The sequence below is a fragment of the Bordetella muralis genome (assembly GCF_965139205.1).
GTDB lineage: Bacteria > Pseudomonadota > Gammaproteobacteria > Burkholderiales > Burkholderiaceae_B > Bordetella_A > Bordetella_A muralis.
Genome location: NZ_CBCSIU010000012.1, coordinates 95,907 through 122,426, shown reverse-complemented (window position 1 = coordinate 122,426; position 26,520 = coordinate 95,907). Strand labels below are relative to the sequence as shown.

Genomic DNA, 26,520 nt, shown 5'->3' with positions numbered 1-26,520 from the left:
GGCTAAATCGCGGCTCTACGGCCCGGCGGGGCTTTTACACGCCGANCTCCTGCTCGCAATAGCTGCCGTTGACGGATGTCATGCGCTTTGCTGTATCAACGCTGTTGAGTTACGTTGTGAGGCTATCGGCTATGGGCAATCCGGTAATTTGATTTGCGCGGTGCCGTGCAGGATCCATTGCACGCATTCCCGCGTTGCATCGATGCAGCCGCCTTCGGCATATACCCCTTGCGGGTCACGTCGCCGCAGCATGCGATCGAGTACGGCCTGCAGTGCCGCGGGATCTTGTTGGGTCTGGGCCGTGCGGGCTTCTACGATGGTCTCGTCGATGATCAGGCGGTCTTGCTCATCGGTGCGTGCGCCATCGCGCCAGTGATAGATCTCCACGCATTTGGATGTCAATGTGTAGGGCTGATCGCGTTTCCAGAAATTGTTGAACCGGCCATCGCCCAGATAAAACACCCAGGACCCTTCATAGCCCTCGACATTGGATGAGTGGGAGTCGGGGTTGCGAAACCACAGGCGGTCGCCGGGCACGTAATATTTCGATGGCAGCGGCTCGTCCATCGACCCGTATTCGCGCAGAAAGACTTCGTGAAAAGCCCCCGACATCACGGCACGGGTTTCCCATTGCTGTTGCAGTTTGGCATAGAGTTCGGGATGGGCGTCGCGTAATTCCAGCGCGATGCCCAGCAGCGTGACATATTCGGTGGCTCGATAGCACGAGAACGCATAGCGTTTGTCCGAGGCATCGGGCTGCGTGGCTTTGGTCAGGGCCTCGATCAACGACACGCCGGGTTCGATGGTAAAGCCGCGCGCCTCGTCGTAACGCCAATAGCCGGCAGGGCGTTCGGCCTGTTCGGTATCGAATGCCAACGCTGTCTTGCGCGCGGCCTGCACGATGTGTTGACGAATGCGTACGGCGCTGCGCAGTTCCGCCGCGCTGGGAAACGGGAACGCCACCGGCCCCAATAGCATGGCCAGCACGATTTCGCGCGCGAGATCGTCAGGGCGATTCTCCGTGTCCAACTGCAGCGTCGTACATAACGCCGTCGTATCGCGTTGCGGCGCCAGAGCCAACAAGGCCTCGCTCGGCTCGAAATGGACTGCGTTGGAGCCATCTGGCACCGTCGTCAGATAGGCATTGAGGTCCAGCGTCTGTAACCAGCCCAGGGCGGCTTCAGTTTCAGTGTGCAGCGCGCCAGGTACAGGCGTGACGATGCGGATGCCTTGCCGCAGGGCAGGATCGCGAGAGGATTCGGGTGTGGGCATGCGAGGGCTCCGTAGACCGGAGCGGTCCCCATCGTTGGGGAGAAAAAGCGCGCCGTGTCTGGCGCGAGAAATTCTACTGCTGGCGCGCTTTCGTGAGGGAGGAGATCAGTCGGATTTTTTCAAAGTTTCTGATGACGGAACAACTGCGTCAGCGATTCGGCATCCATGAACTGGATATTGTTTTGCGTCGCGTAGTCTTGCGCGGGGTTCGAAATATCGCCCAGCGTGACGTAGATGCCCTCGCTGGCGCCTGTTGTGCTGCGTGCCGCTTGCAGGCGTTGCAGCGGTTCGACACCCGTGTGGGCGGCTTTCCAGCGGCGGGCGGATATCAGCGCACGTCCGGCGCCGGGGCGTGCGACTTCGAAGTCGGCGGCCTCGGTTTTCAGGCGTTTGACCTGGCAGCCATCATGACGCAATGCGGCCTCGAACTGATCGGCAAAGATGGACCAGGACATGGCAGACAGTGCCTGTGCCGTTTGCTCGACGCGGGCTGACGAGGGCTTGTTGCGTTGTTTCCAGGCGGCAATGCCGGAAATGATGATGAACGGCACCGCGCCACAGATAGGGAAGAGCGCATAGGCCGGCGGCACGACTGCAACGGCGACCAGAATCAGCGCAGCCGCCACCAGCAAGCTGATCCACCATGACGAGCGGAGCAAAATCGCAAACAGCGAATTCTTGGCCATCAATTTCATGGGTTCCCCTCATGGGGCGTACCTTGCTGCGTCTGCTGCGGCGGCGCAGGGCGCACGCCCGGGACGGGCTCCTGCGGTGTGCCGCCCGATGAGGGCGGATTCGACGAGCGTCCACTCGCCGCTGAGTCACCTGGCGCACGAGCCATCCAGGCAATCAGCGAGGCCCGCATGGCTTCCTCGACTGACATATCGATGGGTTGGACCCAGTCGGTCGGGACAAAAACCGTATAGCCGCCGATCATGTACCCCATGGGTAAATAAACAGCGACCCGTTCTCCGGGCAGAAAACCCTCAGGCAGCCCCTCGGTACTGCGCCGCGTGATCAGCCCGACCAGCTCGAGCGGTTGACCCGGAATACGCAGCACGACGACGTGCTGGGTATCGGCTTTCGCACTGGGCGAAAAATAATCGGCAAAGCTTTTCAGCGATGAATAAATGCTTTTGACGACCGGGATATTGGTAAACGGCATTTCCACAAAATGGAATATCCGTTGCATACGCTCTTTGGAAACCAGATAGCCAACCGCCAAAATGCCCAGGACACCCAGGGCCAATCCCATGCCGGGGATATAAAAGCTGCCAATAAAGGGGCTGAGCAAGGACAGGGCGGCAGCCTCCGTCCATGCCAGAAAGATGAACAGCAGATATAGCGTCAGTGCAATCGGCAGTACGGTAATCAGCCCGCGAAAAAAATATCGAGACAAACGCGTCATCATAGGGGTGAAGCTCCGGTAATACGTAGTGATTCAATGGCCGGTGACAGGCAAACCCAAGGTTTCCTTGATTTCTTCCATGACCACGTAGCTATGTGATTCGGCCGAGGCGGGCAGGCGTTTCAGTATTTCGCCCAATAACCGCCGGTATTCATTCATTTCACTCAATCGTGCTTTGACAAGATAGTCAAAATCTCCGGATACCAGATGGCATTCCATGACCTCAGGGACATACAGCAATTCCTGTTTGACCCTATCAAAGACGTCGCCCGATTTGGCCGACAGCTTGATTTCCAGAAAGACCAACAGATTCAGTCCCAACGCGGCGGGGTTGACGCGAGCATGATACCCGGTGATGACACCTTCGCGTTCCAGACGCTTGACGCGTTCGGAACACGGCGTCGCCGACAGGCTGATCCGCTCCGCGAGATCGGTGATAGATATCCGCCCATCGCGCTGCAATATATCCAGAATTTTCCGGTCGATACGATCGAGTTCGCGCATTTCACTTTGAGGGGGGCCATTCAGCCCCTGTTGTCAGTAAAAGTACATTTCAGAACCGCTGATTTTAGTGCTTTTCACTGCTCACATCGTCCTAGACTATTGATTCATCCATAAGAGATGCCTAACTCAGGGGATTTGCATGCATGTCATCGTCTTGGGCAGTGGTGTGATTGGCACGACCACCGCGTATTATCTGGCACGCCAGGGCGCCAAAGTGACGGTATTGGACCGCCAGTCCGAGGCGGCCAGCGAAACCAGCTATGCCAACGCCGGCCAGGTGTCGCCGGGTTATTCCACCCCCTGGGCCGCGCCCGGCATTCCCCTGAAGGCGCTGAAATGGATGTTCCAGAAAGACCACGCCCCTTTGGCGATCCGTCCGGACGGCACGCTTTATCAGTGGCGCTGGATGGCGGCGATGTTGGCCAACTGCTCGGCCAGCCGTTACGCCGTGAACAAGGAGCGCATGCTGCGCCTGGCCGAATACAGCCGCGATTGCCTGAAGGCCCTGCGCACTGAGACGGGCATTCAGTACGAGGCGCGTACGAAGGGCACATTGCAGCTGTTTCGCACCGAGCACCAATACGAGGCGGCGCAGCGCGATATCCAGGTATTGGAGGCGTGCGGCGTGCCATATGAATTGCTGGATCGCAATCGCCTGGAAACTGCCGAGCCGGCTTTAGCCAGCACCGCGCACAAATTGACCGGTGGTCTGCGTCTGCCTAACGACGAAACGGGTGATTGCCGTCTGTTTACACGACGATTGGCGCAGTTGGCAGCGGAGCTGGGCGTGGAATTTCGCTATGGCCAAAACGTCACGCGTCTGGAGACCGCGCGCGGGGAAATCACCGGCGTGCGTATCGGGGACGAAGTGCTGACCGCAGATCGCTACGTCGCGGCATTTGGCAGCTACTCGCGTGGTTTTCTGGCGCCGCTGGGATTGGATCTGCCGGTTTACCCGGTCAAAGGCTATTCCTTGACGATTCCTTTATTGGACGCGGATGCTGCGCCGGTCTCGACCGTGTTGGACGAGACCTACAAAGTGGCGGTCACGCGTTTTGACAACCGTATTCGCGTCGGCGGCATGGCGGAGCTGGCCGGCTTTGATCTGCGTTTGCATCCGGAGCGCCGCCGCACCCTGGAGTTCGTGGTCAATGATTTGTACCCGGGCAGCGGCAAGGTCGAGCAAGCCGAGTTCTGGACCGGTCTGCGACCCATGACACCCGATAGCACGCCTATCGTTGGTGCGACGCGCTATTCCAATCTATATGTGAACACCGGGCATGGCACCCTGGGTTGGACCATGTCTTGCGGCTCTGCCAAGCTCTTGTCGGATCTGGTCATGGGCCAACGGCCAGAAATCCGCGCCGATGATCTGGCGCTGTCGCGCTATGGCGCGGCCGCCAAGCGCCAGTCTCGCGTGGCACTAGGCGGGCACGCCGCAGCCTGAGGGCTGGATTCGTCACGCTGCCTGCTTGCCGTCGCCTGCCTTTGTGCCACAATCGCGCCATGACGCCATCATGGCGCAGGCACTTGCAGGGGCTCCGTGACACATCTCATCCATACCGCTGATTGGCAGATCGGACGGCAGTACGGTCAGTTTGAAACCGACGATGCGGCCATGTTGGCCGAGGCGCGCTATGAAACCGTCGCGCGCATTGCCGCCCTGGCGGCGGAGCGCCGCGCCGATGCCGTGCTGGTGGCGGGGGATGTGTTCGACACGCAGGCCGTATCGGACCGTAGCATTCGGCGCCTGTTTGACGCGCTGGCCGCGTTTGCCGGTCCGTGGGTCATGATTGCCGGGAACCACGATGCCGCCTTGGCCGACAGTGTCTGGTCGCGTGCGCACCAACTGGGATGCATCGGGCCCAACGTCCATATTCCCCTGCGCCCAGGCGTGGTCGATTTGCCTGGGCAGAATCTCGCGGTATTGGCGGCGCCGCTGACGCAACGCCATACCTACGATGACACGACGGCCATTTTTGATGCCTTGGAGACCGCGCCTGGGCGGCTGCGCGTGGGCCTGGCACATGGCAGCGTGACGGGCCGCTTGCCGGACACTGTGGATTCGGCCAATCCCATTGCAGCCGACCGGGCTGCTCGCGCGCGGTTGGATTATCTGGCGCTGGGCGACTGGCATGGCACCTTGCAGATCGATGCGAGGACTTGGTATGCCGGCACGCCGGAACCGGATCGTTTCCGGTCGAATGCCAATGGCAGCGTGCTGGACGTGCAGCTCGCAACAGGGGCGGAGCCCGTGGTGCAGAGCGTGCCTGTCGGGCGATTTCGCTGGACGTTGTGGGCCGAGTCGCTGATCTTGGCGTCCGACGCCGAGGCGCTGGCGCATCGATTGCAGGATATTGGCGCCGAGGATGTGTTGCGCCTGGAGCTGTCGGGGCAATTGCCGCTAGAGGCGTGGGATGCACTGCAGGCTGCTATTGCGCGTGCCGCGGCACGCAGCCGGGCATTGTTATTAGAGACAGACGGTTTGTCCTTGGCTCCTGACGCGCAGGATCTGGCAGCGTTAGGGGCGAGCGGCTATGTCGGTGAGGTCGCGGCACAACTGCAGGCCATGCAGGATGATCCGAGCCAGGCAGCCGCCGCGCGCCAGGCGCTGCGGCTGCTGGTGCAATTCCAGCGTGAGCGGGAGGAGGCACAATGAAGCAGCACCGCATCGTTGTGCTGGCGTCTCCCGTTGCACGATTCCACGTCACCCTGCGGGTGTCGCTATGAAGCTGCATCGCATTGCGCTGCAAGAGTTTCGAAAATTCCGCACCCCGGTCGTGCTCGATGGCTTGGCCGAGGGCCTCAATGTCATTGCAGGGCCGAACGAAGCCGGCAAAAGCACCCTGGCGGCGGCGATTCGTGCGGCCTTTCTCGAGCGCTACAAGACAACCAAAGTATCCGACCTGGCGCCGTGGGGCATGTCCGGCGCTCGGCCTTCGGTGGAAATCGCGTTCGAGCACGACGGCCATGAATATCTGCTGCGGAAATCATTTTTGAGCCGTGCGCGTTGCGAGCTGCTGGTCGACGATGGCGCTGAGCGGCACGAGGGCGAGGCGGCAGAAAACGCCTTGGCAACCTTGCTAGGATTCGAGTTCTCGGCAAAGGGCAATAGCCGCCCGGAACACGGTGGCATTCCCGGGCTGCTCTGGATCGCTCAGGGCGAAGGGCAAAACCTGTCAGAGCCCGCAGGTTACGCACAAAGTCACGTCCGGGAAGCACTGACACGATTGACGGGCGAATTGACCTCGGCCGATGGCGATTCCCTCTACGAGAGGGTCGAGGCCGAGCGCGCTGCCTTGCGCGACGGGCGCAGTGGCCGCCCCAAAGGGGCCTATAAAGACGCCGAGGATGCGTTGCAGCGCGCGGAGGAATCCGTCGCCACCTTGACCGCCTCGAAACAGGCGCTCGATGCCGACGTGGATCGCCTGGCGCTATTGCGTCGCGATCACGACAAAGCCGAGCAGGAGCAGCCTTGGCTCAACCTGGAGCAACGCGCCGCCCAGGCGCGCGCCCGCTTGGCCGAAATCAGTCGCGAGCGGGACGCTCTGGCCGGTTTGCAGCGCGAGCTGACACAGGCCGATGACACCTTGGCTCTGTTGCACGAGCAGGTCGAACGCGATCAGCGCGATACTGCGGCCCTGGTGACCTTGCAGGCCGATGCGGAGTCGGCCGCCGCGAGTCTGGTGCCTGCGCGCGAGGTTCTGGATCGGGCTCTGCTGCAACAGCAGCGTACTGCCCAGAATCTGGCACAGGCCAACGCGCAGGTAGCCGGGGCCCAGCAGGCGGCCCAGCGGATGGATTGCCTGGCGCAGATCGATCGGTTGAACCAGGAATTGCGACGGGCGCAGGACAGCATCGCGCAGGCCGAGCAACTTGCCGAGCAGGTCCGGACTCTGCAAGCCTCGGCCACGCAGCTGGAAATCGATGACAAGGCACTGCGCACCTTGCGCCAGCTAGAGCAGCGGTTGGCGCAGTTGCAGGCTCAACAGAATGCCGGTGCGACGCGGGTGCGTCATCGTTTGCTGGACGGCCAGACACTGCAGTTGGCCGGCCGGGATATCGCGGGCGAAGGCGAGGTCCTTGTTTCCGAGGCCGCCGAATTGCAGATCCCGGGGATCGGCGTCTTGCATATCGAGCCGGGCGGCAGCGACTTGCCGGCCGTATTGACGGCTATCCAGCAGACACGGGCTGAGCGCACCGCGTGTCTGGCCCGCTTGGGCGTGGCGTCGCTGGCTCAGGCCGAGGCACGAGCCGTGACGTATGAACAGACCCGGCGCGATCTGGACATGGCCCGCCAGACCTTGCGCATCCAGGCGCCGGAGGGTATCGAGGCATTGCGCGAATTGCAGTCGCAGGCGCAATCGCGATTGACGCAATTGCAGGGACAGCTAGCCGGGCTGCCGGAGAACGCGGCACCTGCCGTGGATTTGGCCCAGGCGCAGCAGGCTTTGCACGCCGCGACGGTCGAGGCCGACCTGGCGGGCCAGGCGGTGACAGCCGCCCGCACCGCATTGGATACCCAGCAGACCAAGGCGCAGATTTTTCAGACGCAGTGGGCTGCACTCCAGGCGGAACTGGGCGCGGCGAGCCGGGTAGAGCAACGTGAACAGCGAGGCGCCAGGCTGGTCGAGGCGCGCGCGACCCGTGACACCCTGGCGCAACGCTATCAGGCGGCGCAAGCCGCCTTGCAGGCCCTGCAGCCGGAACTGATCGAGCAGGATGCACAGCGTTTCGAGCAGTCCGCTCGCCTGCAGCGCGAGGAACAGCAGCGCCGCCATGCCGAATTACTGCAGTTGCAGGGCAAACTCGAACAAGCACAGGCTCACGGCCTGGGCGAGCAACTGCTGCAGGCGCAGGCCGAGACGCAGCGGCTGACCCGGCGGCGCGACGAGTTCGCGACCCGGGCGCAGGCATTGGACCTGTTATGGCAATTGCTGGGGCAGCGGCGCGCCGACGCGACGCAACGTTTGCTGGAGCCGCTGGCCCAGCGTCTGCAACACTATGTCGGGCTGTTGTTTCCAGGGGCGCAGTGGCGCCTGGACGATGCGCTGATGCCTGCCGCCGTGGTGCGCGGGTCAGGGCCCGATGCGACGGAAACGTTGAGCGCCTTGAGCTTTGGCACACGCGAGCAGCTCGGCGTGCTGGCGCGTTTTGCCTACGCAGATTTGTTACAGCAAGCTGGCAGGCCCACCTTGCTGGTATTGGACGATACTCTGGTACACGCGGATCAGGAACGGCGAGAATTGATGAAGCGCGCGCTTTACGATGCGGCCTCAAGGCATCAGGTATTGCTGCTGACCTGTCATGGAGAGTCGTGGCAGGACATGGGAGTAGGGGTTCGGGCGGTGCCCTGATCGGGTCGGTTGTTTCATTTGGTTGCCAGCTAAATGAGTCAAATTAACGCGAAAAATGCACTTAAAGCACTGATCAACCATAAAAATCACTTACATCGCCATGCGAACCTTACAAGAATCTGATATTTTTCGGGGTGGATACTTGATTGGCGCTTGTCGGCAGCGTGACACCGGATCGGCGGTGTTGCGGCAACGATCGGTTCAATTTCGCATCTGTATAACGTCACCCCGGTCTGAGATCTGGCTCCTGCCCAAGAGCCAGGCCGCCGGCCCTCCCGGAATACCATGTCGCTGATTCTCATACTCGCTCTGCCGTTCATCGGCAGCCTGTGCGCCGCGCTGTTGCCTTCCAACGCCCGTAATGCCGAGGCGTGGTTGGCAGGCCTGATGGCACTGAGCTGCTTCGTCCTGGTGGCCAGTCTCTATCCTCAGGTCGCCGATGGCGGAGTGGTTCGTGCCGATCTGGAATGGGCACCGGCGCTGGGCCTGCAGTTCACGCTGCGTATGGACGGTTATGCCTGGTTATTCGCCTTGATTGTCTCGGGCATGGGCGCATTGGTGGTGCTCTATGCACGCTATTACATGTCGCCCGAGGATCCGGTGCCGCGGTTTTTCTCGTTTTTCCAGGCATTCATGGGGGCCATGCTGGGCGTGGTGCTGTCGGGCAATCTGATTCAGCTGGTGCTGTTCTGGGAAATGACCAGCCTGGCGTCGTTCATGCTGATTGCCTATTGGCATCATCGCCAGGATGCCCGGCGCGGTGCACGGATGGCGTTGACGGTCACAGGGGCGGGCGGCTTATGTCTCCTGGCTGGCGTCTTGATCCTGGGCCATATCGTGGGCAGTTACGACATGGACCGGGTACTGGCCGCGGGTGACGTGGTTCGCGCTGATCCCTGGTATCCCGCCGTGTTGGTGCTGGTAGCGCTCGGCGCGCTGACCAAGAGCGCACAATTCCCGTTTCAGTTCTGGCTGCCCAATGCCATGGCGGCGCCGACACCGGTTTCGGCCTATTTGCACTCGGCAACAATGGTCAAGGCGGGCGTGTTCCTGCTGGCGAGGTTTTGGCCGGTGCTCTCGGGCACAGAAGAATGGTTCTGGATCATTGGCGGAGCAGGGCTGTGTTCGCTGGTGCTGGGCGCCTATGCCGCGATTTTCCAACAGGACATGAAGGGCGTGCTGGCGTATTCCACGATCAGCCATCTCGGGTTGATCACCTTGTTGTTGGGGATGAACAGTTCGCTCGGCCTGGTCGCCGCGATCTTCCACATGGTGAACCACGCCACGTTCAAGGCATCGCTGTTCATGGCGGCCGGGATCGTCGATCACGAGACGGGTACGCGCGATCTGGGCAGACTGAGCGGGCTCAGGCGCGCCATGCCGATTACCGCGACCTTGGCCGTGGTGGCGGCCGCAGCCATGGCGGGCGTGCCGCTGCTCAACGGCTTCATTTCCAAGGAAATGTTCTTTGCCGAGACGACCTTTGTCAGTGGCGATCCGATGATTCAATATGGTCTGCCCGCGATGGCGGTGCTGGCCAGCGCGTTCAGCGTGGCCTATTCGCTGCGTTTCATCCTGCAGGTGTTTTTCGGTCCGCCGGCAAAGGATTTGCCACGCGCGCCGCATGAGCCGCCGCGCTTCATGCTTGTGCCCAGTGGTCTGCTGGTGCTGATGTGTCTGGTCGTGGGCGTCATCCCCGGGCTGACAGTCGGCCCCTTTCTGCATACCGCAGCACAAAGCGTTCTCGGTGCTGACATGCCCGAATACAGCCTGGCCGTATGGCATGGGGTGAATCTGCCACTGGTGATGAGTTTTGTCGCCATGCTTGCGGGCATTTTGCTGTATGCCGGATTGCGTGCGCGTCAGCGTGCGTTGCCAGGGCAGGTGCCATTTATCTACCGCTTCGATGGCCGGCGCACGTTCGAATTTTTGTTCGACTATTCCAGCGTTGCCGCCAACTGGGTGCTGGGCCGTGTCTCGTCGCCACGCATGCAGATCCAGATGGTGCTGATCGTGCTGGGCGCGCTGCTCGTGGCTTGGCTGCCATTGCAGCGCGGTCAGTGGAACGACGCGCCGTCGCCCATCACGCCGCTGGATCCTGCTTTTGCCGTGCTGTGGGTGGTGGGTGCGATTTGCGCGGTAGGGGCGGCCTTCCAGGCCAAATACCATCGGTTGGCAGCATTGATTCTGGCGGGCGGGGCAGGCCTGGTGACCTGTCTGACATTTGTCTGGTTTTCCGCGCCCGATCTGGCATTGACGCAATTGGCGGTCGAGGTCGTAACCGTCGTGCTGTTGCTGCTGGGGCTGCGGTGGTTGCCGCGCCGTATCGAGGGCGGTGGCCTGGATGGGAGCGCCCGCGCCCGTGCACGCCGCGTGCGCGATCTGGTGATTGCCACGGTGACGGGCACGTCCCTGGCCACCTTGGCCTATGCCATATTGACCCGTCCGCCGGGGCAGACAGTGGCCTCGTATTTTGTGGAAAAAGCCTTGCCCGAGGGCGGAGGCACCAACGTGGTCAACGTGATTCTGGTGGATTTCCGCGGTTTTGATACCTTTGGCGAGATCACTGTCGTTGGGATTGTCGCGCTGACGGTGTATGCCTTGCTGCGTCGTTTCCGGCCAGCGGCGGAAAGTGTCGATCTGCCGCGTCAGCAGCGTGACCAGGGGGAGCCTGTCGTAGCGCCCGATATCCAGGCACTGTTGCCGGAGAACGCCTTGGCCCTGCCTGCCGTGCTGGTGCGTCTCCTGTTGCCGATTGCGGCGATGGCGTCGGTGTATCTGCTTTTGCGTGGGCACAATGCGCCAGGCGGCGGCTTTGTTGGCGGCCTGGTCATGGCAACCGCTGTGATTTTGCAATACATGGTGGGTGGCGTGTACTGGGTGGAGTCGCGCAGCCGCCTGAATCCACAGCATTGGATCGGTTTGGGCCTGCTGTGCGCGGGCCTCACTGCGGTGTCGGCCTGGTTCGCCGCGCGTCCCTTTCTATCGGCCATGGCGTGGGATGTTTCCTTGCCCCTGATTGGCCACGTCCATCTTTCCAGCGTGTTGTTCTTTGACTTGGGCGTATACATGCTGGTCGTGGGCGGCACCGTGCTCGTGTTGGTGGCCCTGGCTCACCAATCCTTGCGCGCACAACGCAAGGCGGCCGCAGAAGCTCAAGCCGCCGCAGAATCCGGGAGTCCTGCCTAATGGAATTGATATATGCCATCGCGATTGGCGTGTTGGCTGGCTCTGGCGTGTGGCTGATCCTGCGGCCCCGCACGTTTCAGGTCATCATGGGGCTGACCTTGATGTCCTATGCCGTCAACTTGTTTATTTTCGGAATGGGACGGCTGACCGTCGGCCGGCCGCCTGTCATTGATCCTGCTGTCACGCCGGATCCGGCCGCCATGGCTGATCCCGTGCCGCAGGCGTTGGTGTTGACGGCCATCGTGATCGGATTCGCAACCACCGCATTGTTTCTTGTCGTATTGCTGGCTTCTCGCGGGTTGACTGGCACCGACCACGTTGATGGCAGGGAGTCGGAATCTTGATTGATTGGTTGCAACACGCGCCTATATATCCCATTGCCGTCCCGCTGATTGCGGGCGCGGCGATGTTATTGCTGGCGGACAAGCGCCGGGGTTTACGGGCGGGGATTGCGCTGGCGGCCAGCCTCGCTCAGCTCGCGGCGGCGATCACGTTGCTGGCACTGGCTGGCGGTGTCGGCGGCGTCTGGCCCAATGGCATAGGCGTGTATCTACCCGGAGATTGGCCGGCGCCGTTCGGCATCGTGCTGGTTGTTGATCGATTGTCGGCCGTCATGTTGACATTGACGGCCGTGCTCGGCTTGGCTTCGCTGATCTATTCCCTGGCGCGCTGGGACCGCCTGGGCGTGCATTTTCATTCGCTGTTCCAGTTCCTGTTGATGGGCCTCAATGGGGCATTCCTGACGGGTGACCTGTTCAACTTGTTCGTGTTTTTCGAGGTCTTGCTGGCTGCGTCGTATGGTCTGATTCTGCACGGATCGGGGGTGGCGCGGGTCAGTGCCGGCCTGCAATACATTGCGGTCAATCTGGTGGCGTCGTTCCTGCTGCTGATCAGTATTGCGCTGATCTATGGGGTCACGGGCACCTTGAACCTCGCCGATCTGGCTGTGCGCGCTGGCGTCCTGGGGGGCAGCGATCGCTTGTTGTTCGAGACCGGTGCGGCGGTGCTGGGCCTGGCGTTTCTGGTCAAGGCCGGGGCCTGGCCGCTGAATTTCTGGCTGGTGCGCGGCTACAGCTCAGCCAGCGCACCGGTAGCGGCCGTGTTCTCCATCATGACCAAGGTCGGCATCTACGCCCTGTTGCGCATCGGTTCGCTATTGTTGCCCACGGGCGCGCCGGCGGCATTCAGCCTGGACTGGATGTTTGCTGTTGGCCTGGCGACCTTGTTTTTTGGGGCCATCGGCTTGCTCGCGACCCAGCGACTGGATCAGTTGGTCAGTTATTGCGTGATCCTTTCCGCCGGCACGCTGCTCACCGCGTTAGGCATGCCGGGCGTGCGGCTGACAGGGCCGGCGTTGTTCTATCTGCTGAGCTCCGTGCTGACCACGGGCGCATTTTTCATGCTGGTCGAGTTGGTCGAGCGCACGCAGACTTTCGGGGCGAACGTGTTGGCGGTCACGCTGGATCTGTTCGACCTGGATGATCCAGAGAGCCCGAACCGTTCCGATGATGTAGTGGGTGTGGCTATTCCTGCGGCAATGGCCTTTCTGGGATTGGCGTTTGTCTCGTGCGCGTTGCTCGTGACCGGGTTGCCGCCATTGTCCGGTTTTGTGGCCAAGTTCTCGCTCCTGTCCGCGGCGGTTGCCGAGGCCAATACCTCGACCCAGCCGGCGGATGCCTGGATCCTGGTGGCTGCCGTGTTGACGGCGGGGTTGGCAGGCATCGTGGCGTTTGGCCGCGCCGGGATGCGGATTTTCTGGGGCAACGAGGAACGCACAACGCCGCGGCTGCGTGTGTTCGAGGCGGGGCCGGTTGCCGTGTTGATTCTGTTGTGCGTCGCACTCGCGGCGGGCGCAGGGCCGGTGTCGGCTTATCTGGATGATGCGGCGCGCTCGCTCGATCAACCTGCGCTATACATCGATGCGGTGTTGTCGGCCAACCCGGCGCGTACCTTGGGGGGGCATTGATGCGGCGTTGGTACAAACTCCTGCTGCCTGCGGCATTGCTCGTCCTGTGGCTGTTGCTCAACGAGTCGCTGTCTGTCGGGCAGATCGCATTAGGCTTGGCGCTTGCGCTGTGGCTCGGTTTTGCGTCCAGCCGCCTGCGCCCGCTGCGCGGGCGTCCTCATAAATTATGGTTGCTGCTGGGGCTGAGTTGGCGCGTGGCGATCGACATCATCCGGTCGAATATCGCGGTCGGTAAACTGATCATTGCCTATCGGCGCGAGTACACCCCGGGATTTGTGCATATCCCGCTGGATCTGCATGACCCGCATGGCCGTGCGTTGCTGGGCTGCATCCTGACCTATACGCCGGGCACGGTATGGGTCGATGTGTCCAACAATATTCTGACATTGCATGTGCTCGATCTGGAAAACGAAGCAGCCTGGGTCGAGTTGGTCAAACAGCGCTACGAGCGTACCCTGATTGAGGTGTTTCAGTGAACCTTGTTCTATTCTGGGCCGCATCCTTTGCCTTGTTGTGTTTTGTCTTGGGCATGGCGTGTGCAACGGTGCGGCTGGTGCGCGGTCCCACCGCGCAGGACCGCGTGCTGGCGTTGGATGCGTTTTACATCAATGGCATGTTGGCCATGCTGGCCTTTGGCATACGGTCAGGTACGCCGGTCTATTTTGACGTGGCCTTGCTGATCGCCTTGTTCGGTTTTGTCGGCTCTACCGCAATGGCCAAATTTTTGCTGCGTGGCGAGGTGATCGAGCCATGAACGTCGAGATTCCATTGTGGGCGGGCATCCCGGCCAGCATCTTGCTGGTCGCAGGGGGCGTCATTTCGCTGATCGGCTCAGCCGGGCTACTGCGTTTCAAGGATTTCGTCTCGCGTATTCATGCGCCGACGCTCGGTAATACCCTGGGCGCGGTTTGCGTATTGCTGGCGTCGATTCTGGTGTTTTCCTCGATACAGCAACGTTTCGTGATCCATGAAATTCTCATCATATTGTTGCTGTTCATCACCTCGCCGGTGACGGCCATGTTGCTGATGCGCGCAGCGGTCTATCGCAGCCGGCGGGACCGCGGCGATTTCAACGCGGAATAGGGCGGTTACATCGTCCGAATCTGCTAGTGTTTGTAACATCTGCACGCCTTCTGGCTTGCCGCTTTGGCGTACTGTAAAAACTTAGCTGGGCGCAGTAGCGGCTCGGCCAAGCTGAAGGAGCGGAAAATGAACCTACGTATGCACAATCGGTATTGCAGCCTGGCATTTGCGACGTTGAGCGCGTTGGGCGGGATGGCAGGGATTTCTGCCGCCAACGCGGCCGATGCACCGACGGCCGCCTCTATCCAATCTCAGTACGAATATGACGTGCAGCGCTGCAACAGCGGCCAGACCAATCAGAGCAAGGCCGTGTGCCTGCAAGAGGCAGGCGCGGCGCGCGATGAGGCGCAGCGCAAGCGGCTCGACGATGGCCAATCGGCGAATTACAGTAACAATTCCGTAGATCGTTGCACGAAATTGCCCCAACCGCAGCGTCAGGATTGCCTGCAGCAGATGCAGTCTCCGTCCACGGTAAAAGGCAGTGTAGAGAGCGGCGGCGTTCTGCGTGAAACGGTGATCCAGGTGCCCCCATCTGAGACGGGCACGACGCCGGGGACTTCGGGTGCCATGCCCGGTAGCTCCACCGCGCCGGGTACGGTCCCAGGGGCTGCGCCGGGCAGCTCGACGACACCAGGCACGGTAACCACGCCACCTGCCGGGACACCCGCGACACCCGTGCCCGTGCAGCAATAAGACGGCAGAGTCGGGATCAGGCAAAATGTCGCCTATTACCGACTCTTTGCCGCATCCATGTCTGACGTCATCGCCCTGATATTCGATTTCGACGACACGCTGGCGCCGGACAGCACATCTGGCTTCCTCGACAGCCTGGGGGTGGATACGGCTGCGTTCTGGAAAGACAGAGTCGGTCCGTTGCTCTCCGATCAGGATTGGGACCCGGTGCCGGCGTATCTGTACGAGATGATCGAACTGTCGCGCAGTGGCGCGCACGGTTTGATCACGCAACAGCGATTGCGAGACTGGGGCGCCAGACTGCCCCTGCATGACGGTGTCCCGACACTGTTTCAACGTCTGCGTGCCGCGGTTCGAGCCGAACACCCTCAAGTGCAACTGGAGTTTTATTTGATCTCCAGCGGCATCGGCGATGTAGTGCGGTCCACGCCCATCGCCCACGAATTCACCGAGATCTGGGCATCGGAGTTTGTGTACGGCTCCGACGGCGGGATCATTTTCCCGCGTCGCCTGGTCAGCTTTACGGACAAGACCCGTTATCTATTCCACATCCAAAAAGGCATCATCGGACGCGAGTTTCGCAACAAGCCTTTCGAAGTCAACCGCAAAATCCCCGAAGACCGCCTGCGCGTCCCGTTTGACCAGATGGTCTTTGTTGGCGACGGCTACACCGACATTCCGTGTTTTTCCTTGATCCGCAAAGCCGGCGGGTTCGCCTTCGGCGTATGGGACCCGAAACACCGCGACAAACGCAGTCGAGCATGGGGCTTTATCGAAGAAGGCCGCGTGTCGAATTTGAATCAGGCTCGCTACGGCGAAGACGCCGAGCTCTATCAATGGCTCGAAGAGGCCGTCACCAGTCTGGCCGGACGCATCGCACTGAAATCCCGGGTGTATCGTGGTTGATGAGGTGACGCTGGCGTCGCCGGCGGATGAACGATTCATGGCTCTGGCGATCGAGCAGGCCGAGGCTGCATGGCGCGTGGGCGAAGTCCCCGTCGGCGCGGTCGTCGTCGATGCAGAGGGTCAAGTGCTTGGCACTGGTTATAACCGCACCATTACCGATAGCGATCCCACAGCGCATGCAGAGATCGTCGCATTACGCGCGGCCGCGCGGCATTTGGACAATTACCGTTTACCTGGGTTGAGTCTGTACGTCACGCTGGAACCCTGCGTCATGTGCATCGGCGCCATGTTGCATGCGCGTTTGGCGCGCGTCGTCTACGGCGCTTCCGATCCCAAGACCGGCGCCTGCGGCAGCGTGCTGGACGTCGGCGCGGTAGAGCGATTGAATCATCACACGACTGTTATCGGCGGCGTGTTGGCGCAGCCCTGCGGCGATATGCTGCGGCGGTTTTTCCGCGAACGCCGCATAAAGGAATCTGCTAAATGAGTACCTCTATACATCCTGCACACGGACACGATGGGCATGATTGCGATGATGATTGTGGTCACGATCATGACCACTCGCATCATCATCATGCCAAGCCTGCCGGCGGGATTTATTTGATTTCGCCTTCGTCTGCGGTGCGTGACCCGGACACAGTGGCGTTGGCGTGCGAGCGCCTGGCACAAGAGGGATTCAAGACTGCGGTGGATCGCGCCGCCTTGGCGGTGCACCAACGTTTTGCCGGCACGGAAAAGCAGCGCTTGGCAGGCATCACTCGCGCGTTGAAGCAAAAACATCCGATTGTGATGGCCACGCGTGGCGGTTATGGGCTCAGCCGTTTATTGCCTCAGATCGATTGGCGCGCTGTTGCGGATAGTGGCAAGCGTTTCGTGGGCTTGAGCGACTTCACGGCGTTCAATCTCGCCTTGCTCGCGCAGACGGGTGCGGTCAGCTACAGCGGCCCGACAGCCGTCGCGGATTTTGGTGGTAAAAAGGTCGACGATCTGACGGCTGCATTGTTCGGTGAGATCATGCGCGGCGAGCTCGAGATCCTCAGTTTTGAGACACAGGACGCTGATTCCGTCGATGCGCGCGGCGTACTGTGGGGCGGTAATCTGGCGACCTTGATGTCCTTGATGGGCACGCCATATATGCCTAAAGTGCGCGGCGGCATTCTGTTCATTGAGGATGTTGCAGAGCATCCCTATCGAGTGGAGCGCATGCTGGCTCAACTGTGGCAGGCGGGCATACTGCAACGCCAAAAAGCCATCGTATTTGGTCATTTCACGGACTATCGGTTGGCGCCGCATGATGCCGGGTACGACATGCCCGCCGTCGTGAAATGGCTGCGCAGTGTCGTCAAAGTCCCCGTCATCACTGGGCTGCCCTACGGGCACATCCGCACCAAGGCAACGCTGCCCATTGGTCAAAAGGTCGGCATCGCTACCGAGACAGGTATGGCGCATTTGGTGATCGACGAGCATCAACATTGAGACGGGCTCTGCGGTTCTGAACCTGTATCGTCGAAACTGATATCGAGATAGACATAAACATTCACGATGCCGAACTGAACCAGCGATGACGAGCACGAACACGACACCGTCTATTCAAACATCCGGAACCTCAGCATCGTCAGAAGCCTTTGTCGTTGAGTCCTCGATCGAGTTGCCCGAGCGGCTCGCGGGCTCACTCTTTGTCTATGCAGATCTGTTTGAGGCCGCCCGGCGGCGGTTGCTATACATTCTGTTCTGGGTAGTGCTTCTGTTGGTGGTGCTGATCGGTTTCTCGTCCTGGCAGGATAGCGGTGATCAAGGCTTCGGCGCCTTTGTTTCCCGTTTGGGCGGCAAGCTGTTTGGCTTGGATGGCCTGGTGATCCTTCTCGTTGTCGTGCCGACGCTGGCCTACTATGCGATCCAACCGATGATCTTTCGACGCCGGTTAAAGCGTTGGTGCCACGATGAACAGCTCGATCGGCCTATGGCCGTCACCTATCGCTTTGAGCCGGGCGGCATCACTGCGTACACGCCGGGACACTGCAGCGCTATTGCTTGCCAGCGCATCAACGGTTTGACCGAGGGGAACACGCATTTCTTCATTCGGCTAAAGGATATCGAGGATGTCCTTGTCTTGCGGCGCAGTGCATTGTCCGATGAACAGATCGTACGCATCAAGACATGGGCTGCATCGTGCCAGGTTGGCGGCGCTGGGGAAGCCCGGGATTTTCAGGGACTGGAAGATCAAACTGACTCGCAGCCATTGATGACTGTGCGTTTCGAGCAAACTGCTGCGGATCGCGCCATCGCACTCGGTTGGCAAATGGAGCGTCCCGGCATGCGCCGACGCCGCCGCCGAGGCTTTGCGCTGGCCTTTCTAGTGACTGCACTTATTTGGCCGGCGATTTTGGTCTTTTTCTGGTTGCTGGATGCAGACCGCGTTCCTTTTCGCTATGCGTTTCCGCTTTTCCTCCAGATGCTTGCGAGCTCTGTTTGGCAGTATGTGCTGGGTTTTTGGGCAATCATTGTTGCCATCATCGTCTTGCACCCGTGGGCGAGGGGCCGGCATGTGCACCGGCTCGCCGAGCAACTGCACAAACGGATGCGGGTCTATGAGCAAGAGGTGCGGCTTTATGAGGACAGGCTCGACATTTGGCAAGAGGGGCTGCTGAATCGTTTCGAGATGATCAGCTTTGAGCGCGTCGAGCGGCGGAGTGAGCATTTTCTGTTGCTGCGGCGGGTCGGCGAGCCGGTGATCGTGCCGTTACGTGCGTTTGATGACGATAAACAGGCTGCTTTCGAGCGTTTTGTGGCGCGTCGTATTGACGAGGAAAACCATCGACTGGAGGCGGGCGTATGAGGCATCCTGTTGCCGCTCGCGTTATTGCGATGCTGGCTTTTTCGTTGGCGGCGATGGGTTCATGGGCTGAGACCGTTGTTATGCCCAATGGACTGTCGGTTGAGCTTCCCGAGGGCTGGTCCTTGAAGGGTTCGCCGCAGGGCATGCTGGAAAAAAGCGGGCTGCGCCGTGTGCAATTCGTTTGCGAGACCGAGGCCTGCGAGCAGACGCAGGAGACTTGCACGATCTTGATGCGTAATGAGTCGCTGCCAGGCGAGGACGATGCGGACAAGCTGCGTGAATATTATGCGTCGCCGTTCAAGCGTTATTTCCGTCTGCGGGCGGTGCTGCGTTCGACTGGGCCGGATGCTGATATTCGCCAACCGCTTGAATTGGTGCGGATCGGCGATCGGGAATGGTACCGGGTTGAGACGGATGCGCGGCACAATTATCGATCAGGGGTGTTTGCTGAGACAGTGGTGAATGGGCGCTATGTGGGCGGGATTTGCAAGTCTTGCGAGACGGGGGAGGAGCGGCATCTTGGGGGGATGCGGATCTTGATGAGTTTGAAGTCTCGTGGTGCTTTGGGGGATGACGCGGAGTAGGTGTGGGGCTTTGGTTGGTGTTTTGGGCTGATGCAGATGGTCTTTCTTGACGCGTCCCTGCCAGGCGCGTGTGAGGGGCGCCGGCCCTATCGCNCGGACTCGGCCCATGACCAGGGGCCTCGGCCNCGCTGCGCGAGGCTAAATCGCGGCTCAACGGGCCGGCACCACCCACACGCGCCCGGCAGGGACTCGCGATGAAGGCTGACCATGGTTACAGGGCAGAACAGGTGCCACTTTGTATGATGTCGGAGCGATCAGCAAAGCGACGATGCGCCAGTTTGATGCCATCTGCATGGGAATTCATGTAATGGCTCGGCGACGCGATATTGCCAACAACGTGAGAAGGCCATTTGCGTAGAACTGCCCCTCAGGACACGTGCCAGCGGCTAGGATGGTTCTTGGTCGGGTACCCAGGACGGTGTGCGTTTTTCCAGGAAAGCGGCGATACCTTCCCGGCCGTCGGGAGTCGCGCGCNGCGCGGCCAGGCGGGTGGCGGTGTCTTCCAGGATGGCGTCGTCGATGGGGGGCTGAGAGACGTCATGGATCAGACGTTTGGATTCTTTCAGTGCATTGGGCGAGGCCAGCATGAGTTTGCCGAGTAATGCATTGATGTGTGCGTCCAGTTCTTCGGCTTCGCAGATATCGTGAATGAGGCCGATGCGCCAGGCTTCGGCGGCATCGAAAGTCTCTGCTGTGAGGAACCAGCGGCTGGCGGCTCGGGGGCCGATGGCGCGCAGGACGTAGGGCGAGATCATGGCGGGGATGAGGCCCAGGCGCGTTTCGGTGAGGGCGAAACGCGTGTCGCGGCTGGCGATGGCGATGTCGCAGGCGGTGGCCAGGCCGAGGCCACCGGCCATGCAGGCGCCATGTACGCGCGCGATGGTGGGTTTGGGGCAGGTGTAGATGGTGTGCAGCAGGGTGGCTAGCGCCAGCGCGTCGGCGCGGTTGTCGGCTTCGCTGGCCTGGGCGCTGTGGCGCATGGCGTTGAGGTCGGCGCCAGCGCAAAAGACTTTGCCGTGGCCTGCCAGGACGATGGCGCGTATTTCGCTATCGTCGGCGAGTGTCATGAATGTCTCGGTCAATTCGGCAATGAGACGCGCATCCAATGCGTTGCGCACCTCAGGGCGGGACAGCCAGATGACAGCGGTTTGCGGACCATAGGCTACTTCCAGCGTTTGCAGCATGTGAACGGATTCCTTTAATGGTTCAAAGCATGGTCGCAACGATGCGGCACGTGCAGCAGGGGTGCATCGCTCGTCGATTTCAACGATACAACACTGTCGGCAGCCAAAGCCCGATGCCCGGGAACATGTACAGCAAGAAAATCGCCACAACCTGGATGCCCATGAACGGCAGCATGCCCAAGAATATCTGATTCAAGGTGACATGAGGCGGCGATATGCCTTTCAGATAAAACGCAGACATGGCGACCGGAGGCGAGAGGAATGCGGTCTGCAGGTTCAACGCCACGAGCAGGCCAAAGAACAGCGGGTCGATCTGGAACGTGATCAACAGCGGCACGAATATCGGCATGAAGATGACGATGATTTCGGTCCATTCCAATGGCCAGCCCAGCAAAAAGATGATGATCTGCGCCAGCAGCATGAATTCGATCGGCGTCAGTCCCAGCGATAGCACCCATTCTTCGATGATGCGTTGGCCGCCCAATAGCGCAAACGCGGCGGAAAAGATCGACGATCCCACGAATAGCCAGCACACCATGGCGCTAGTTTTTGCGGTCAGGTAGACCGATTCTTTCAGCACGGGCATGTTGAGCCGTCGATAGGCCAGCGCCAATAACGCGCCGCCCATGGCCCCCATCGCGGCGGCTTCACTCGGGGTGGCGAGTCCGAACGTGATGGAGCCCAATACCGCGGCAATCATCAATGCCAGGGGAAAGAACGACCCCATCAGCATCTTGAAGATTTCCAACCGCGCCCAGGTCAGCAGCAGATAAAAGACCGCCAGGATGGCCAGGCAGATGCCGAAGAATATCCAATAGCCGGTGGGAGCAGGGACCCTTGCCGGGCCTGTGTCGGACGGCGACGATGCCGCGCTGGCCGTACTGGCAGCTGTAGGATTAGTTGCCGCAGCGCTGCCCGGGGGCTCACTCAATCCGGAAGATGAGGCACCTGGAGGCTCTGCGACACCACTATTGGCGGGCGGCTCCGCGACGCCATTGTTCATGGGAGGTTCTGCCAAACCACCATCCGCAGGCGGCTCGCTTAATCCGCCTTCCATCGGCGGTTCACTCAAACCTCCCTCAACAGGCGGTTCAGCCAATCCCCCTGCCATCGGAGGCTCAGCGAGTCCACCATAGTCATCGCCGCCGCTGCCCAACCGCAACTCATCAGGGATCTCATACACCGTCGGCGGTTGCGTCACCAGGTAATAGACCGACCCAGTCAACACCGCGAACGCCAGCAATGGCGTCAACGCCAACATCGTGTATCGCGACAGAAATCCGAACGATACGCCGGCATTGCGGCGACCCTTGAACAGGGTTCCCAATAGTCCGTTGACAGCATGGGTATAGCCTTGGCGCGCTATTGCATCAGCCTCTGCAGGCAGGGCAATACGCCGTTCTTCGGCCGTCAATGGCGGCGCCATATCGGGCCGCAGTTTGGCGACAAGCATGACGTACAGCACATACAGGGCGGCCAGCATCAGGCCCGGAAAAAGCGCCCCGGCATACAACTGCACGACCGACACGCCCGTCGTTGCACCGTACACGATCAACATCACCGACGGCGGCAGCAGAATACCCAGGCATCCGCCAGCGGTAATCGAGCCGGCGGTCAATCGAACGCTATAGCCGGCCTTTAGCATTGCCGGCATCGCCAGCAACCCCATCAACGTGACCACAGCACCCACGATGCCTGTGGCCGTCGCAAATATGGCGCACGTTGCGAGCGTCGCCACTGCCAATGCGCCGGGTAGTCTGGACAACGCCAGATGCATTGACCGAAACAGCTTTTCAATCAGGTTCGCACGTTCGACCAGATAGCCCATGAACACAAACAACGGCACCGAGATCAACGCATCATTGGTCATCGTGGCGTATGTTCGCTGCACCATCAAATCCAAGGTCTGATGAATCGAGCGCTGCACATCCGGATTCTGCAGGTAATACGCGAGAAACGTGAACAACACCCCCATACCCATCAGCGTAAACGCCGTCGGAAAGCCCAACATGATGGCGACCACAATCAACGCCAACATCAACAACCCCAAATGTCCCGTCGTCAGATCGTGCCATGGTGTCAAGAAACCTATCATCGCCAGCACAATGCCGATACACGTCAAACCAAACCACAGTGCTTTGTGAATTTTCATTTGGTGCGCTCCTGGTCATTGGCGGAGCGGCCTGATTTGCTGCGTGCTTCGTCTGTCACCGCGGGATCCCGTTCACCGTGTTGTTCATCAATGACATAGCGATCCAGCTTTGCGATGTCCTCGTCTTTGACGTGCACCATTTTCTTGAGCTTGTCGACGTCGACTTCCTCTACGTCCTCTTCGCGTGAGGGCCACGCGCCATCGCGCAGGCAGAGCAGGCAGCGCCCGATTTCTGCGAAGCCTTGCAACAGCAGTACGGCCCCAGCGACCGGGATAAACGCCTTAAAGGGATAAATCGGAGGTCCATTCGCCATCAACGACGAGTGCTCACGAATCGCAATCGACTCTCCTGCGTAATACCATCCGGCCCAGACCAGCGCGACGACACCCGGAATAAAAAACGCGATATACAAGATCACGTCCAGCCCTGCCTGCACGCGCGGAGGCAAAAATCCATACAGGATGTCGCCGCGCACGTGGCCGCTTTTCGCGAGGGTATACGCACCCGCCATCATGAACAGCACACCGTAGTACATGAGTTGCAGATCAAACGCCCAGGCGCTGGGCGTGTTGAATATGTACCGGGCAGACACTTCCCAACATATATGCACCGTCAGCACGACGATCAGCCAGGCAAAGGCCTGCCCGACAAAAGTAGACAAGCGGTCCACCATGCGTATCAGCTTTAGCATAGGGCTTGATCCAGGTCAGGAGAAAATAGGGTGGTCACAGCGGGGCGGTGCAGCAGGACGGCGGCATCGGAAGACACTGCATTGCGGCAACGGCATCGAGGCATTCTCATCGAAGTACTACATCGAATATCTCGAAGTACCTACATCGACTCGGCGATACAGCGCAGGCACGACCTCGCACCCGTTCGCCGCACTGGGCTAATGCCCGGCGTGGCGAACGGGTGCGAGGTCGTGTTGCAATATCAACCGAAGGCCCTTCAACCCGCAGGCTTGCGCGCAAAATAATGGTTGAATGCCATCCGGAAATTTACCGAGACGTCGTTCTGCCAACGTCCGGCCCGTTGTGCAAAATCGCGCTGTGATTCCAGCACCTTTTTGAACAAGGGATTTTCCGCCGAACGTTTTTCGATCATGGTGTCCCAGATCTTCAGCTGTTCTTGCAGAATCGAGTCGGGTGTTTTGTAGAACTTGACGTTGTGGTCTTTCTGCAGCTTGATATAGTCGGCCGAATAGCGATTGGCCGCCTTCCAGGACATATCGGCGCTCGCGGCCTGCGCGGCATAGGCGAGGATGTGCTTCAAGTGCTTGGGCAATGCTTCGTATTTATTCTTGTTGAACAGGATCTCGAACTGCTCCGCGCTCTGGTGAAAGCTTTGCAGCATGCAGATCTTTGAGACATCCTGAAAGCCCAGGGCCAGGTCGGACGACGCATTATTGAACTCCGCGCCATCGAGCAGCCCGCGATCCAGCGCGGGCACAATTTCGCCGCCGGGCAGGGCGTTCACCGCCGCACCCATCGCGGTATACATATCGATCGCCAGACCCACCGTACGGAACTTCAGCCCTTTGACGTCCTCGTATTTCGTGATCGGCTTTTTGAACCAGCCAAACGGTTGCGTCGGCATCGGGCCGTACATCAACGACACGACATTGACGCCCATCGCCTTCTGGATTTCGACCAGCAGCTCTTTGCCGCCGCCATATTCGTGCCAAGCCAGCAGCATGTTCGCGTCCATGCCGAACGAGGGGCCCGAGCCCCACAGCGCTACCGCCGTATTCTTTCCGTACCAATAGGCCACCACGCCATGGCCGCCATCCAAGGTGCCGGCGGACACTGCATCCAGCAGGTCAAAGGCCTTGACCACGGCGCCTGCCGGCAGCACTTCGATCTTTAACTGACCCTCGGCCATATCGTTGACCTTGCGGGCGTAGTCCTGTGCGAACTCGTGAAAAATATCGTTGGCTGGCCAGGTGCTTTGAAATCGTAGAGAAACCGGTGAACCCTGGGCACGAGTGACAGCCGGAAATCCCAGCGCCGCAGACCCTGCGATAGTGGTGGCCCCGGCAATGAAACGGCGACGAGATGACGCATTGTTTAGCATGGCTTGTTGTCTCCTGAGTGAACTGCATGAACCAGCTTGTTATGAAACAGCTTTAAAGGTGCAGCAAGAACAAAGCGCAATGCATGAGACTGGACGGCGCAGCCATCGACCGATCAGATTGAGTACCGGGTCGTACTACGACTTACCGCTACTGGATTAAACCTTGCTGAAAGGATCCTGACAATTAGTTGATATGTGGGGATAACCCGCATCAAGCCTGTGCGGTCTGCAACGCCTGGCCCAATATCGCAGCGGACTCTACCATCGGCGTCGCGTGTCTCTCGATGGCTGCGGCGCGCAGGGCATTGAGCCTGGCGCGATCGTTCACGAGCTCGTGAATCGTCTCCACCCACAAGTCCGGGTCATTTTTTAACAACAACCCGTCTTGCCCGTCCGCGATCGCATCCACATAGGGGCTCGGCGTCGAATAGACCCCGACCGCGCCGCAGCGCGCGATGTCGTAGATCTTGCTATGCGAACGGCCCATATTGAAAGGCGAGGGCAGTATCGGCGCCAGGCCAATATGGCCATGCAAGGTATGGCAATGGCTGATGTAGTTATGCCAGGATAGCGGATGCAAAATCCGGGTACGAGGCAAATGGCGGAATTTCTGATTGATTGTGTGATTGCCGATTAACTCGAAATGCAGATCCGGGCATTTTTCCAGCAGCGACTCGATAATCGGGAACAGCCATTCCATCTCGGCCTGATGCGTGGCCGAGCCGTGATAAAACATTTGAATAGGGCCACGTTCACCCAAGGGATGTAGCAAGCTCGGGCCGTATGCATCCCCCACCAAGGGACGAGGGGAAATCACCTGCGCCGTTTTAAACGAATATCGCTGACGCAATTCCTCAGTAGAAAACCAATATTCCGATGACAGCGTCAGGATATCCGGAATAAACGTGCCGCAATATTTATTTAGTTTTTTGACATAAGCCCGCGGCAAACCTACCCAATGCTTCGGACGCAGTAAATCATCGTCCATAAAATACGCCACTTGGCTGAGTTGGCTGCGGTGCGTGCGTAACGCCGACACCCACCGGGAATTTAAATATCGAACAATCACCACCCCCGTTCCCGGCGCCAGATCGCCGAAATGGGGCAGGTCCTTATCGATGTTTTTATATGAGACCGGCAGCCCGGATTCTTGCAGCCGAGGGCGAATGTAATAATCAGTAGAGGGGTTGTCACTTTGTTGCAATACCAGCCATTGACGCAGCGTATTCTGCGGCCAATGCGTTTGGCCGCCTCGCGAACGCATCAGGCGGGAAAATAGACGGGACAACGGCACCGTTATTCCTAACAACAG

23 protein-coding genes and 2 pseudogenes are annotated in these 26,520 nt (G+C 60.0%); 15 read left to right on the top strand and 10 right to left on the bottom strand.

From position 1 onward, the window contains the following. Window positions 1-129 precede the first annotated feature (129 nt). The 4 genes from ACNA0I_RS17540 to ACNA0I_RS17525 form a co-directional block, all read right to left on the bottom strand. Window positions 130-1,272, bottom strand: coding sequence for a hypothetical protein (locus tag ACNA0I_RS17540; protein WP_415807290.1), 1,143 nt, complete (start codon window positions 1,270-1,272; stop codon window positions 130-132). A 119-nt stretch (window positions 1,273-1,391) separates the two neighbouring features. Beyond that, window positions 1,392-1,967 carry a restriction endonuclease gene (locus ACNA0I_RS17535; RefSeq protein WP_415807289.1) on the bottom strand — a complete coding sequence of 192 codons (576 nt, stop codon included), beginning with the start codon at window positions 1,965-1,967 and terminating at the stop codon, window positions 1,392-1,394. Continuing rightward, window positions 1,964-2,680, bottom strand: a complete 717-nt coding sequence (locus tag ACNA0I_RS17530; RefSeq protein ID WP_415807334.1) for a DUF502 domain-containing protein — start codon at window positions 2,678-2,680, stop codon at window positions 1,964-1,966. The genes ACNA0I_RS17535 and ACNA0I_RS17530 overlap by 4 nt, the downstream gene beginning before the upstream one ends. Window positions 2,681-2,713: 33 nt before the next feature. Next, the gene (locus tag ACNA0I_RS17525; protein ID WP_415807288.1) at window positions 2,714-3,184 is read right to left on the bottom strand and encodes a winged helix-turn-helix transcriptional regulator; all 471 of its coding nucleotides are present in this window, start codon (window positions 3,182-3,184) and stop codon (window positions 2,714-2,716) included. A 139-nt stretch (window positions 3,185-3,323) separates the two neighbouring features. Here ACNA0I_RS17525 and ACNA0I_RS17520 point away from each other — a divergent pair, with 139 nt between their 5' ends. The 15 genes from ACNA0I_RS17520 to ACNA0I_RS17450 all read left to right on the top strand — a co-directional run bounded on the left by ACNA0I_RS17520 (window position 3,324) and on the right by ACNA0I_RS17450 (window position 19,798). Beyond that, window positions 3,324-4,631, top strand: a complete 1,308-nt coding sequence (locus ACNA0I_RS17520) for a D-amino acid dehydrogenase (protein ID WP_415807287.1) — start codon at window positions 3,324-3,326, stop codon at window positions 4,629-4,631. Window positions 4,632-4,727: 96 nt separating this feature from the next. Continuing rightward, entirely contained in the window at window positions 4,728-5,843 is a 1,116-nt protein-coding gene (locus tag ACNA0I_RS17515; RefSeq protein ID WP_415807286.1) for a metallophosphoesterase family protein, read from the top strand. A gap of 67 nt (window positions 5,844-5,910) precedes the next feature. Then, window positions 5,911-8,541 carry an AAA family ATPase gene (locus tag ACNA0I_RS17510; RefSeq protein WP_415807285.1) on the top strand — a complete coding sequence of 877 codons (2,631 nt, stop codon included), beginning with the start codon at window positions 5,911-5,913 and terminating at the stop codon, window positions 8,539-8,541. 285 nt (window positions 8,542-8,826) lie between these two features. Beyond that, window positions 8,827-11,730: a monovalent cation/H+ antiporter subunit A gene (locus ACNA0I_RS17505; protein ID WP_415807284.1), complete on the top strand. Its 2,904-nt coding sequence runs from the start codon at window positions 8,827-8,829 to the stop codon at window positions 11,728-11,730. Further along, window positions 11,730-12,074, top strand: coding sequence for a Na+/H+ antiporter subunit C (locus ACNA0I_RS17500; protein ID WP_415807283.1), 345 nt, complete (start codon window positions 11,730-11,732; stop codon window positions 12,072-12,074). Before ACNA0I_RS17505 ends, ACNA0I_RS17500 begins: the two co-directional genes overlap by 1 nt. Then, a complete protein-coding gene (locus ACNA0I_RS17495) occupies window positions 12,071-13,696 on the top strand; it encodes a monovalent cation/H+ antiporter subunit D (RefSeq protein ID WP_415807282.1) in 1,626 nt (541 codons plus the stop codon). The genes ACNA0I_RS17500 and ACNA0I_RS17495 overlap by 4 nt, the downstream gene beginning before the upstream one ends. Continuing rightward, window positions 13,696-14,172 (top strand): Na+/H+ antiporter subunit E, encoded by a 477-nt coding sequence (locus ACNA0I_RS17490; RefSeq protein WP_415807281.1) that lies wholly within the window; start codon window positions 13,696-13,698, stop codon window positions 14,170-14,172. Before ACNA0I_RS17495 ends, ACNA0I_RS17490 begins: the two co-directional genes overlap by 1 nt. Continuing rightward, a complete protein-coding gene (locus ACNA0I_RS17485) occupies window positions 14,169-14,450 on the top strand; it encodes a K+/H+ antiporter subunit F (protein WP_415807280.1) in 282 nt (93 codons plus the stop codon). The genes ACNA0I_RS17490 and ACNA0I_RS17485 overlap by 4 nt, the downstream gene beginning before the upstream one ends. Next, window positions 14,447-14,779, top strand: coding sequence for a monovalent cation/H(+) antiporter subunit G (mnhG, locus tag ACNA0I_RS17480; RefSeq protein ID WP_415807279.1), 333 nt, complete (start codon window positions 14,447-14,449; stop codon window positions 14,777-14,779). The genes ACNA0I_RS17485 and mnhG overlap by 4 nt, the downstream gene beginning before the upstream one ends. A gap of 126 nt (window positions 14,780-14,905) precedes the next feature. Further along, window positions 14,906-15,472, top strand: a complete 567-nt coding sequence (locus ACNA0I_RS17475) for a hypothetical protein (RefSeq protein ID WP_415807278.1) — start codon at window positions 14,906-14,908, stop codon at window positions 15,470-15,472. Between the two features lie 57 nt (window positions 15,473-15,529). Further along, window positions 15,530-16,378 carry an HAD family hydrolase gene (locus tag ACNA0I_RS17470; protein ID WP_415807277.1) on the top strand — a complete coding sequence of 283 codons (849 nt, stop codon included), beginning with the start codon at window positions 15,530-15,532 and terminating at the stop codon, window positions 16,376-16,378. Next, a complete protein-coding gene (gene tadA, locus ACNA0I_RS17465; protein ID WP_415807276.1) occupies window positions 16,371-16,865 on the top strand; it encodes a tRNA adenosine(34) deaminase TadA in 495 nt (164 codons plus the stop codon). The genes ACNA0I_RS17470 and tadA overlap by 8 nt, the downstream gene beginning before the upstream one ends. Further along, a complete protein-coding gene (locus tag ACNA0I_RS17460) occupies window positions 16,862-17,854 on the top strand; it encodes an LD-carboxypeptidase (RefSeq protein ID WP_415807275.1) in 993 nt (330 codons plus the stop codon). The genes tadA and ACNA0I_RS17460 overlap by 4 nt, the downstream gene beginning before the upstream one ends. An 85-nt stretch (window positions 17,855-17,939) precedes the next feature. Beyond that, window positions 17,940-19,214 (top strand): YcxB family protein, encoded by a 1,275-nt coding sequence (locus ACNA0I_RS17455; protein WP_415807274.1) that lies wholly within the window; start codon window positions 17,940-17,942, stop codon window positions 19,212-19,214. A 29-nt stretch (window positions 19,215-19,243) separates the two neighbouring features. Beyond that, a complete protein-coding gene (locus tag ACNA0I_RS17450; RefSeq protein ID WP_415807273.1) occupies window positions 19,244-19,798 on the top strand; it encodes a hypothetical protein in 555 nt (184 codons plus the stop codon). Window positions 19,799-20,184: 386 nt separating this feature from the next. Here ACNA0I_RS17450 and ACNA0I_RS17445 read toward each other — a convergent pair. From ACNA0I_RS17445 to ACNA0I_RS17420, 6 genes and pseudogenes are all read right to left on the bottom strand, one after another. Then, window positions 20,185-20,272: pseudogene (locus tag ACNA0I_RS17445) on the bottom strand (hypothetical protein); the annotation flags it as partial. A 1-nt stretch (window position 20,273) separates the two neighbouring features. Further along, window positions 20,274-20,982: enoyl-CoA hydratase/isomerase family protein (locus tag ACNA0I_RS17440; protein ID WP_415807272.1), on the bottom strand; the 709-nt coding region annotated here is incomplete at its 3' end. Window positions 20,983-21,061: 79 nt separating this feature from the next. Further along, complete coding sequence (locus ACNA0I_RS17435; protein WP_415807271.1) at window positions 21,062-23,134, bottom strand: TRAP transporter large permease subunit; 2,073 nt, start codon at window positions 23,132-23,134, stop codon at window positions 21,062-21,064. Window positions 23,135-23,226: 92 nt separating this feature from the next. Then, window positions 23,227-23,826 (bottom strand): annotated as a pseudogene (locus ACNA0I_RS17430) (TRAP transporter small permease subunit); the annotation flags it as partial. A gap of 257 nt (window positions 23,827-24,083) precedes the next feature. Then, a complete protein-coding gene (locus ACNA0I_RS17425; protein WP_415807270.1) occupies window positions 24,084-25,208 on the bottom strand; it encodes a TRAP transporter substrate-binding protein in 1,125 nt (374 codons plus the stop codon). Window positions 25,209-25,419: 211 nt separating this feature from the next. After that, entirely contained in the window at window positions 25,420-26,502 is a 1,083-nt protein-coding gene (locus ACNA0I_RS17420; protein WP_415807269.1) for a glycosyltransferase family protein, read from the bottom strand. Window positions 26,503-26,520: the final 18 nt, after the last annotated feature.